The 11,329-nt window shown below is 41.7% G+C and carries 9 protein-coding genes; 3 read left to right on the top strand and 6 right to left on the bottom strand.

Features of this window, described 5'->3' with window-relative positions:
• The coding region (locus tag F957_RS16860; protein WP_016660172.1) for an outer membrane beta-barrel protein at positions 1–724 on the bottom strand (724 nt) is incomplete at its 3' end.
• Positions 725–1,091: 367 nt separating this feature from the next.
• Between F957_RS16860 and F957_RS16865 the strand changes: the two genes are divergently transcribed.
• From F957_RS16865 to F957_RS16875, 3 genes are all read left to right on the top strand, one after another.
• The gene (locus F957_RS16865) at positions 1,092–1,607 is read left to right on the top strand and encodes a GspH/FimT family pseudopilin (protein ID WP_016660171.1); all 516 of its coding nucleotides are present in this window, start codon (positions 1,092–1,094) and stop codon (positions 1,605–1,607) included.
• A 110-nt stretch (positions 1,608–1,717) separates the two neighbouring features.
• Positions 1,718–2,893: a thiolase family protein gene (locus F957_RS16870; protein WP_016540616.1), complete on the top strand. Its 1,176-nt coding sequence runs from the start codon at positions 1,718–1,720 to the stop codon at positions 2,891–2,893.
• A gap of 129 nt (positions 2,894–3,022) precedes the next feature.
• Positions 3,023–3,466 carry a VOC family protein gene (locus tag F957_RS16875; RefSeq protein ID WP_016540617.1) on the top strand — a complete coding sequence of 148 codons (444 nt, stop codon included), beginning with the start codon at positions 3,023–3,025 and terminating at the stop codon, positions 3,464–3,466.
• A 68-nt stretch (positions 3,467–3,534) separates the two neighbouring features.
• On the opposite strand, the gene F957_RS16880 is transcribed toward F957_RS16875, so the two are convergent.
• The 5 genes from F957_RS16880 to F957_RS16900 form a co-directional block, all read right to left on the bottom strand.
• On the bottom strand, positions 3,535–4,020 hold the full coding sequence (locus tag F957_RS16880) for a DUF934 domain-containing protein (RefSeq protein ID WP_016540618.1): 486 nt from the start codon (positions 4,018–4,020) through the stop codon (positions 3,535–3,537).
• Complete coding sequence (locus F957_RS16885; protein ID WP_016540619.1) at positions 4,013–5,656, bottom strand: nitrite/sulfite reductase; 1,644 nt, start codon at positions 5,654–5,656, stop codon at positions 4,013–4,015. Before F957_RS16885 ends, F957_RS16880 begins: the two co-directional genes overlap by 8 nt.
• A gap of 173 nt (positions 5,657–5,829) precedes the next feature.
• Positions 5,830–8,235 carry a glucose/quinate/shikimate family membrane-bound PQQ-dependent dehydrogenase gene (locus F957_RS16890; RefSeq protein WP_016540620.1) on the bottom strand — a complete coding sequence of 802 codons (2,406 nt, stop codon included), beginning with the start codon at positions 8,233–8,235 and terminating at the stop codon, positions 5,830–5,832.
• A gap of 143 nt (positions 8,236–8,378) precedes the next feature.
• Positions 8,379–9,602 (bottom strand): carbohydrate porin, encoded by a 1,224-nt coding sequence (locus F957_RS16895; RefSeq protein WP_171068257.1) that lies wholly within the window; start codon positions 9,600–9,602, stop codon positions 8,379–8,381.
• Positions 9,603–9,746: 144 nt separating this feature from the next.
• Positions 9,747–10,865, bottom strand: a complete 1,119-nt coding sequence (locus F957_RS16900) for a CaiB/BaiF CoA transferase family protein (RefSeq protein WP_016540622.1) — start codon at positions 10,863–10,865, stop codon at positions 9,747–9,749.
• Positions 10,866–11,329: the final 464 nt, after the last annotated feature.

The raw sequence follows: 11,329 nt of genomic DNA, 5'->3' as shown, positions 1-11,329 counted from the left end.
CAGACTTGTTCGTATCGAAGAATACGCGAAGTTCCATGTTAAGATCTTCAGTTAACTCTTGTGGTTGTGGAGCAACTGGAGTTGGTTCAACTGGAGCAACTTCTACAACTGGAGCAGCTGGCTTCAAGTGACCACCAAGAACTACGTTCAAACCAGCAAGCGCTGTATAGTTCCAGAAGTCTTCATCGATGTTATAAGTACCACGAGCTTCTGTACGAAGAGATAAAGCATCATTTAAGCGCCAGAAAGCACCAAAACCAGCATTACCTAAAGTACCTTCTTCTTTCAAGCCGCGACCAGCACGTCCGAATTCAGCAGCAGTAGCATCATCAAATTTGTATTTGTAATGACCAGCACCTAACAATACATATGGCTTGATTTTGCTGTCATAGTTTTTAGTGATCAAATCAGAAGTAACGTAGAAGTTACCGTTGATTTGTTGTTGCTTATATTCAGCATTAGCAACAGTACCGTCAACATCACCTTTCACTTGGTTATATTCTGCTTCAAAACCTAACCATGGAGTTAATTCGATACCTAAAGCAGCACCAACAAATAAATCATCCTGAAGCTCAGGACCATTTGTTAGATGCTTATCACCATTATTGTGTTTAGTGTCTTGGAATGTGTAACCAAGCATTAATGGAGTTACTGTTACGCCCGCATTCGCAGCAGCTAACGGAGCAGCAACAAGCATAGCAAGTGCAATACGACTCAATTTCATGGATATCCTCCAGAGATAACAATTGTTTGTTGTGTAAGCTCAGCCTATGGTTTTTCGCCCTGAGAACAGCGATGTTCTGCAGTATTATTTTTTCAGCTATTCACTTCACTTTGAATCATACAAACACTTGATCAATTTTCCAAGTGCTTGATAACTTTAACCTCGCAAATTATTGACAAAATTTCTTACAATTTCCGTTGTAGTTCAGTAAATTTTTAATTCCCATAAGATATCTGAATCGATTATTGTTCAGGGGCTTTTGCTTTAGTTTATTTTAATTTATTTTTTAGCAAAAATTAGCATAAAGATCGTGTTTTCACTTAACGCACTGTTAATAAAAAAATTAATAAAAATAGATAGGTAAAATATGTTTAAATCTTTTGGTTTCACTTTAATCGAGTTAATCATCACCTTAGGTGTTTTAGCAATTTTAAGCATCATTGCACTTCCTTATTTTCGTGAAACAATGATTGCAAATGAAGTAAGATTCCTCAAAAGAACTCTCACAATTCACATACAAAAAGCAAAAACGGATGCACAGCTTTATCATAAAAATGTGATGCTGTGCCCAAGTTTGGATTTTGAGAACTGCGACACAGATTGGAATAAGGGTTTTATTGGATTTATTGATACTAATCGAAATAGCCAACGCGATCCGAACGAAATGCTACTTTTTGTTGTTCCCCTGAATCATAAATATGGTCGCCTCAGTTTTAAGTCCTTTGGGCGAAGTCCCAACTCTCTTGTTTTTCAAGCTGAGAATGGCCTCCCCTTTGCCTCGAATGGCAGCTTTATCTACTGTTCCGAGTCCCCTCAGTACCATACTAAAATTGTCTTGAGCCGTATGGGCAATATTCGTTTTGAAAAGTTATCCAGTTGCTAAAAACTCTTCAGTCTAGCCTAAAATAAGTAAAACCCTTTATTCCAATCCTTTTTTTACTATACTGCTTAAGTTTGGAACATTTTTATAAATTATAAGTGTGGAGACACATCATGACTGATATCGTAATCGTTAATGGCGCTCGTACAGCAATGGGCGGCTTCCAAGGTGCATTATCTGGTGTTACAGCGCCAGAATTAGGTGCAGTTACCATTAAAGAAGCAATTGCCCGTTCTGGCCTGCAACCGACTGATGTAGAAGAAGTAATCATGGGTTGTGTTTTACCAGCAGGATTAAAACAAGGTCCTGCACGCCAAGCAATGCGTAAGGCTGGCTTACCAGACTCTACAGGTGCAGTGACCATTAACAAGCTTTGTGGTTCAGGCATGAAAGCTGTGATGCAAGCAGCAGACATGATTAAAGCCGGTAGTGCAGAGATCGTGGTTGCAGGTGGTATGGAATCAATGACCAATGCGCCATATGTTTTGCCGAAAGCACGTGCTGGTTACCGTATGGGTCATGGTGAAATTAAGGATCATATGTTCCTTGATGGTCTTGAAGATGCTGAAACAGGTCGCTTAATGGGATCATTTGCCCAAGACATGGCAAATAAGCGCAGTTATACCCGTGAACAGATGGATGATTTCGCCATCCGTTCTTTGCAACGTGCACAGAAAGCGATTACTGAAGGTTACTTTAAAGATGAAATCGTTCCTGTAACAGTTTCTACTCGCAAAGGTGATGTCGTTGTTGATCAAGATGAGCAGCCATTAAGTGCAAAAATCGACAAGATCCCATCATTAAAACCAGCATTTGCAAAAGATGGCACCATCACTGCTGCGAACGCAAGTTCAATTTCTGATGGCGCATCAGCGTTGGTCTTAACCTCAAGTGAAGTTGCTGCACAACGTGGTTTAAAACCGTTGGCGAAAATTCTTGCGACTGCCTCTAACTCTCAGCATCCTTCTGAATTTACCATTGCCCCTGTTGGTGCAATTGAAAAAGTATTGAAAAAAGCGGGTTGGGATGCGCAAGACGTTGATCTATGGGAAATCAACGAAGCTTTTGCCATGGTGACTATGTGTCCAATCGATGACTTCAAATTAGATGCAGAGAAAGTCAATATCAATGGTGGTGCTTGTGCATTGGGCCACCCTGTTGGTTCTACAGGTTCTCGTATCATCCTAACGCTAATTCATGCGCTTAAACGTACTGGCGGTAAAAAAGGTGTTGCAGCTTTGTGTATCGGTGGTGGTGAAGCGACAGCGGTTGCAATTGAATTAATCTAAGCCTTGTTAACGTAATAAAAATCCTGCTTGATGCAGGATTTTTATTTTTTGGATTACAAAAAATAATGCACCCATTGTTCAATTCCCGATAAGTTATGCTGTGTATAAAAAAACAACAAGGAGTACAACATGCAACTTAATCATTATCTAAATTTTAAAGGACAAACAGAACAAGCATTCAACTTTTATAAATCTGTGTTTGGTGGTGAATTTGCCATGCTCAGCCGTTATGGCGATATGCCACCTGCTGAAGGTGTCAGTCTTTCAGAAGCAGATAAAAACTTGGTTTTACATGTATCCCTACCCATCAATGAATTTACTGTATTGATGGCTTCGGATGTGAATGATCAATTCTGCGCTCAAAATAGCGTATTTACCCCAGGTAACAACCACTATATTTCTATTAATCTTGATCCAGATGAACAAGATGAAGCGCAACGATTATTCAATGCCTTGTCTGCAAATGGCCAAATTGAGATGCCCTTAGAAAAAACCTTCTGGGGTGCGCTCTATGGCGCTTTCACGGATCAGTTTGGGATTAAATGGATGATCAATTGTCAGTTAGATGAATAATCAGTGTGAACTTAGCAATTAAAACAAAAAAAGCTGAACCAAGGTTCAGCTTTTTTCTTTCAATCGGCTTATGCGCCAGTTTGATAACTTGCTTGTGGCACTGCGGTCGATGCTTGATAAGGATTGGTAAAATCCTGAAGCCCAGCAGCAGCTTCATGAATATCCTTACCTTCTTTCACCACAAATGTATCAAAGCCAGAACGTTTTAAATAGTTTAAAACATCCTTGAAGATATCGCCGACTGCGCGTAACTCACCTTGATACCCTTGGCGACGTAATAAGGCCGCAAATGAATAACCACGACCATCATTAAAACCAGCAAATTCAATAAAAATGGCATCAAGCTCATTCAATGGAAATTGATGTGTTTCAGGTGAATCATTCACAGTAATGTAAAGCGCCTTTTTGCCTTGTACATGTGCCAATTGATCCAAATGTTCAGTTGTCACAACCACATCACCTTGTGGAATCACGCCATCTTCAGCAATGACTTGATACGTATTGTCAGCAATTGTGCCATCTTTAGAGAGCACTTGTAGCGTTGTATTAAGCATAAGCACGCTCCTTAAATGGTTGAATACCAACACGGCGATAGGTATCGATAAAACGCTCACCTTCTGTACGTAAGTCAAGATAAGTATTCAAGATTTCATCAATCACATCTGGCACAACTTCGGCAGCAAAAGAAGGCCCTAAGATATCACCGAGTGATGCATCATGATCGGCATGACCACCTAAAGTGATTTGATAGAATTCCGCACCTTTCTTATCGACACCCAGAATACCGATATTTCCGACATGGTGATGACCACAGGCATTCATACAACCCGAAATGTTCAGATCAAGTTCACCCAAGTTATAAATGGTGTCTAGGTCATCAAAACGACGGCTGATCGCTTCTGAAATTGGAATCGATTTGGCATTGGCCAATGAACAGAAATCACCACCCGGACAGCAGATAATATCGGTAATAAAGCCAATATGTGCACGTGCCATGTCGCTGTTTTCAAGCGTTTGCCACAATTCAAATAGATCTTTCTGCGGCACATCGACCAATGAAATGTTTTGTTCGTGCGTGGTACGGAACTCACCGAACGTATATTTATCGGCCAAATCCGCAATTAAGTTCATTTCTTCACTAGTGACATCGCCTGGTGCAATACCTGCACGTTTCAAAGAAATCGTGACAATACGATAACCTTTCACTTTATGTGCATTGGTATTGACGTTAAACCACTGTTTGAATTTTGGATGTGCAGCGAATAAGTCGGTAAAGTCCTGATCTTCTAACTCTTGATAATCAAATGGCGTAAATTCTTCATCCAATTTTTTCAAGATTTCAGGTTGAATCTTCAATGTTTCACGTGTGTGCTCAAATTCAGCTTCCACTTTTTGTGCAAACACTTCTGGTGTTAATGCTTTCACCAAAATTTTGATACGCGCTTTATATTTGTTATCACGACGGCCATGTAAGTTATAAACACGTAAGGTCGCTTCTAAATAAGCAATTAAATCTTCGCGTGGTAAAAACTCACGGATCACGCTACCAATAATCGGGGTACGGCCGAGACCACCACCCACCATGATTTTATAGCCCATTTCACCAGCATCATTACGTACCAGATAGACACCGATATCGTGAAATGCTGTTGCAGCACGGTCTTTTTCTTCTAAAGCCGATACCGCGATTTTAAACTTACGTGGTAAGAAGGCAAATTCAGGGTGGAAGGTACTCCACTGACGAATCAATTCACAGGTCGGACGTGGGTCCGCAATCTCACCAGCAACCACACCTGCAAACTGGTCAGTCGTTGTATTACGGATACAGTTACCCGAGGTTTGTACGGCATGCATTTGTACTGTTGCTAGCTCAGCAAGGATATCTGGTACATTTTCCAATGCTGGCCAGTTCAACTGAATATTTTGACGGGTTGAAACGTGGGCATAACCACGATCGTACTCTGTCGCAATTTCAGCAATTTTTCTGAGTTGTTTAGTATTCATCAAGCCATACGGCACAGCGATACGGAGCATAGGTGCATAACGTTGCACGTACAGACCATTTTGTAAGCGTAATGGACGATATTCGTCTTCTGTTAATTTTCCAGCTAAATAGCGTTCTGTTTGATCGCGAAACTGAGCAACACGTTGGTTAATCAGTTGTTGATCGAAATCCGTATATAAATACATGGCGTATGGCTAGTCATTCATTATAAAGGCGACTAGCATAGCGAGCTTTCATTCATCAACAAAATGCTTTTTTTGCATATTTAATAACGGTTTTATTGATAAGCCTATCTAGTTGCCACAAAAAGAAAAAGCCCAGACCAATCTGAGCTTTTTCAATCGTTTTCTAAATGAAATTAGTTCTTATCTGGCAATGCGTATGCCACAAGATAATCACCCATTTTAGTACCGAATGAACCATGTCCACCGGCCATAATCACCACATATTGTTTACCATTGGCTTCATAAGTCATTGGTGTTGCTTGTCCACCCGCAGGTAAACGTGCTTCCCATAACTTATCACCATTTGAAACATTAAAGGCACGGATGTAATTGTCTTGTGTCGCACCGACAAACATCACATTACCCGCAGTTGAGATCGAGCCACCTAAACCTGGCACACCAATTTTCACTGGTGGTAATTGGAATAAGGTTGGCAAGCTGTCACGAATGGTACCAATACGTTTTTTCCAGACCACTTCATGTGTTTTTAAATCCACACCAGCAACAAAGCCCCAACCCGGTTGTTTACATGGTAAACCTAATGGAGATAGGAACGGACTGATATCAACACCATATGGTGTACCATACATCGGTTGCATGCCCTGCTCAGTACCTGCACCACGTGCTACAGGTTGACGGTTTGGATCTGCTGGAATTAAACGACTCACGAATGGCAAGCCAATCGGGTTCATGACTGCAACCTGACGATCAGCATTCACTGACATACCACCCCATTCAAACACACCTAAGTTTCCAGGGAAAACTAAAGTACCATTTTCAGAAGGTGGTGTATAAATACCGTCATAGTTCAAACTCTTAAATTTCACACGACACATTAACTGGTCAAACATAGTGGCACCCCACATGTCTTTATCAGTCAATTTATCTTTTGGCGCTAAATCAAAGTCAGAGAATGGTTGAGTTTTTGAGTAGAACTCACCTTTGGTTTGTGGTCCCCATTTCACCGTTTGTGGAACAGGTTTTTCTGTAATCGGCACAATCGGCTGACCATTACGACGATCTAAAACAAAGGCATTGCCTGTTTTAGTCAATACATAAATCGCTGGAACCGTTTGACCTGATTTATCTTGAATATCCGCCAATGAAGGTTGTGATGGTACATCCATATCCCACAAATCGTGATGTGTGGTTTGGAAGTGCCATACCAGTTTACCCGTCGTTGCATTGATCGCCAGCATTGAATTGGCATAACGCTCTTTTAACTCTGTACGATCTCCACCCCAGATATCTGGTGTACCTACGCCTGTTGGAACATAGACGATATCGAGTTTAGAGTCATAGGCAAGCGGCGCCCATGCATTTGGTGAGTTATGTACAAACTGCGTGTCTTGACCTGGCATTGCATTTGGATCCGCTGCGCCTGTATCAAACACCCACAATAATTTACCGGTGTTCACGTCATAACCACGAATCACACCTGATGGCTCTTTATTCGAATGGTTATCGGTCACTGAACCCGCGATCACGACCGTTGTACCTGATACTACACCTGGTGAGGTTGGGTTATAACCGCCTGGATAAGCATATGGCATGAACTCTTGTAAATTTACTTCACCATTTTGTCCAAAGTCAGAACATGCTTTACCTGTATCTGCATTGACAGCTACTAAACGGCCATCATTGACAGGTACAAACACTTTACGAGGACACTCGGTTGAGCTGGATTTTTTCGCCTGTAAGCTGGTTGCAAATTCAGTCGTGTTAGCTGCATCGTAATACATCACACCACGGCAGGTTAAATGCTGGAAGGTTTTATCGGTTTTGAGTTTTGGATCAAAACGCCATTTTTCCTTACCCGTTGCAGGGTCAATCGAAATCAAATGTTGATGCGGCGTACACATAAACATGTTATTGCCGATTTTGATTGGCGTAACTTGATTCGTGGTTTCACCCGAATCATTTTCAGTTCTGAAATCACCGGTGCGTAATGTCCAAGCCACTTTCAGATCTTTCACGTTTTTATCGTTGATCTGAGTGAGTGGAGAATAACGCTCACCGCCTTGACTACGACCATATGCAGGCCAATCTTCAGGGGCAATGCCATCCACTGCTTTCGCTTGTGCTGGCTGTGGCGTTTGAATGACACCATTAATTTCTTGTGGATCATTAAAGATCGAGTAGACCATCACCACAATTGCAATAGCTAAAGTCGATGACAGTGCCACTTTACTTGAAGTGAGGTTATCAATCCCACGCGTCACCGCTGGAATGAGTAACCACAAACCTAATATACCAAGGATATCAAGGCGTGGCGCCAGTGCCCAGAAGTCAGTCCCAACTTCCCAAACACCCCAAACCACACTGCCTAACATCAACGCCGCATAGACCCATAATGGACCAGAGGCACGTTTATAGAGTTGTACTGCCACGATCAGCAACAGTACACCTGCGATCACATAATAAAAAGACCCGCCAATCGCTGCGAGCCAGATACCGCCAACGAGCAAGAACAATGCAATGAGGGCGATAATCACCACCGTCAAGGTTCTAAGCCCAGATTTTGAAGCAGATTGATTCATAAGATCACCTTGCATCTTTTATATTTTGGATCCACTAAAAAGATGACTTATCTATTCAATGGTCGAGTTCAAATCACAATAACAATCTTGCAGATATCGCCCATCATCTGAACTGCATCTGCAAAACTGCCCGAGTATCGAAATTAGAAAATGGTTTGGAACTTAATTCCGCCAACCCAAGTCTTATCGCCATCCTTCAATGCGCCAACATGGTGGACATATTGAATATTTGGACGAATCGTCAACCAGTTGGTGGCATGAATGCCGTAGTACAACTCAGTGTTATATTCTTCATCCAACAGACTGTTGTTTTTATCATTGGCATGAATACGAGCAACACCTATAGCCAGTTCATCTTGAGGACGTTGGTCCAATAAACCTTTATAGACTAAACCGACATTTTGCATGTCTTTGATGGCATTGGTTTTCGAATCATGTACCGTCACATTGACAAAGCCTGTCAGACCTCGATCTGATTGACCGTCATGACGAGTGAGCTGCTGCTTCGCAGTAAACCAGCCGCCTTGTTTATGTCCAGTTTTGGCAGGATTCTCAATTTCTGCGGCATCAGCTGTGCTGTAATAATAACCAAAGCGGTATTCACCAGGCAGAGACAATGCGCCTAATTTAGGATTCCAAACCACTTCTGCAGGAATAATCGCACCACGTGAACCATCGGTACTTAGGTTAAAACCTTTGCCACGTTGCAAGTTTTCAGGGTTATATTCATACGCCCCGATTTGTGCATATAGGTCTGGCTGCAAGTTATATTTAACACGCAATGCCCATTGGCTCACAGGCCAGTTGTACCATTGGTCACCGACCCAGTTACCGACCTGAGAACCGCATAGCGACAAGTTCTGGAAGTCACAGTCAAAGCTGTTGAAATCTTCACCTTCACCAAAACGACCGACTTTAATATCTAAGGCTTGATCTAAAAATTTCTTTTTGATCCAAAGGTCTGTTAGACGCCATGTTTGACCACGCCCCCAAACTTCCTGTACCGAACTTTGGTGCCCTTGTAAGCCGTCTGCAGTTTGTGACAAAGACTGACCATCACGATATGTCACCGTGATTTGTGCCTCTGTATCTTGCCAACCTAAAATTTTATTTAGGTCGAAGTGAGTACCTAAAGCCAATTGTCCAGTAAATTCACTGCCATGGCTTGAGTGTTGTTTAGAATCTAAAACCCCTGCGAATTCACCTGTGTAATCAGCAGAAAATTTGTAACCCTGTTCTTGCAACGCAGTGCGTTGACCGTTCCAATCACCAAACAGCCATTGACCATTTGGGTCAAATGCGGAAGAAGCTGCTTGAGTATGTTGTGTGAAAAGACTCAATGATAGAACGGATAAACAAGAAACAATCAAAGATTTAGAGATTGTCATGTTTACGTAACCTTTTATGTTATTGTGTATAAAAGGTTACTCTTATTTTTAAATTACAACTTATTCAAAATGTTAACAATCTGTACAATATTTTAACAATCAGTGATTAGTCGCACATATTTTCTACCATTTACCCTCACCCAAGCCCTGACCAATAAAGGCATACTTCATTTGTGAGCGAGAAAATTTAATTGGACAGGCCAACTGAGACTCAGTTTGTGCTGCATTTTCCGATACAGGTACGTCAACCACCCAGCCCCGTTGCTGCGCCATAGGTGAGACTAAAGCCTCGTCTAGGCTTAAAACAGGTTCTACACAGATATCCAAGCTTTGGAACAAGTGTTGCCATGCTGCAAAATCTTGGGTTTTGAACTTTTCTTGCAACGCCTGTTTTACGGTTTGGCGATCTTCAGGATCAAAGGAGGTGCCTTTGGCAAGCAGTACAGGTAATTCTAAAGCTGCGGCTAAGCCTGCCATAAATTGTGGCTCTAGGCTTCCGACCGAGAAATAACGTCCATCTTTGGTTTGATAATAATCATAGAAGCTTGCACCATTCAGCATACCAGCCTCAGGTGCTTGTGGCGTTTGTCCTGCCAGACTAGCTGAAGCCGCCATACTATTCAGACTGGCCACACAATCAGTCATGGAAATATCAATATATTGCCCAAGACCACTGCGTTGACGTTCAACCACGGCAGCAAGAATACCAATCACCGCATGTAAGGAACCACCTGCCACATCAGCAATTTGAATACCTAAGGGCGGTGGCCCACCATCCTGACGACCGCTATGTCCAGAAACACCTGCCAGTGCCAAATAATTAATGTCATGTCCTGCCCGATCTTTATACGCGCCAGTCTGACCATAACCTGTAATTGAACAGTAGATTAAACGTGGGTTAATCTCGGCCAACGTTTCATAGTCCAAACCTAAACGGCGCATCACATCGGGACGAAACTGTTCCAGCACAATATCAAACTCAGAGATTTTATTTTTGATCAGCTCAATATTACTTGCATCTTTAAGATCAAGTGCAATCGACTGCTTATTCCGATTCAGATAACTATGCGCAGTGGCCTGACCATTGGCATAGGGTGGCATAATCCTTACCAGATCGGGACGCGTCGGAGATTCAACATGGATAACTTCTGCACCCATGTCCGCAAGGTACATACTGGCAAATGGTCCTGGTAATAAAGTCGAAAAATCGAGGACTTTCAATCCCTTTAGTGCAGATGGCATAATAATTTTTACTCAATTTGTTCAAATTTTCTTTTATACTAGGTGTGGATAAACACAAAAACAATGTCATGTTCAGCCATTTACCTTGATAGTTTCGGCAATTTAACATGTATACAAGGCGCAATTATTTTTCTTGTCAATTGCCATAGGGCTTGTTAATTGATCATATATATGTTGCGTTGTTAGCAAAAATTTTATCAGACGAGGCATGAAACGACAGGAATGACAATTCATTTCCGAGTTTCATAACGATGTATGAGGAAATTTTTGTTACAACCCTACGGGATAAAGGCATTTTTTGATGCTACTGCGTTATGTCATGCTCATTTAGAAGTACTAAATTTCACAAGCCACGCCTTGTACCATCTAAAAAATGTCTATTGCCGCAGCTATATCTGATCAATTAACAAGCCCTTTTTATTTTAGACGGTTATTTAGGTCAATTATCGTGAATAGTAAAGAAA

Origin of the sequence: Acinetobacter gyllenbergii CIP 110306 = MTCC 11365 (assembly GCF_000413855.1) — a bacterium.
In the GTDB taxonomy this organism is placed as follows: domain Bacteria; phylum Pseudomonadota; class Gammaproteobacteria; order Pseudomonadales; family Moraxellaceae; genus Acinetobacter; species Acinetobacter gyllenbergii.
This window is presented reverse-complemented; position numbering and strand designations above follow the sequence as displayed.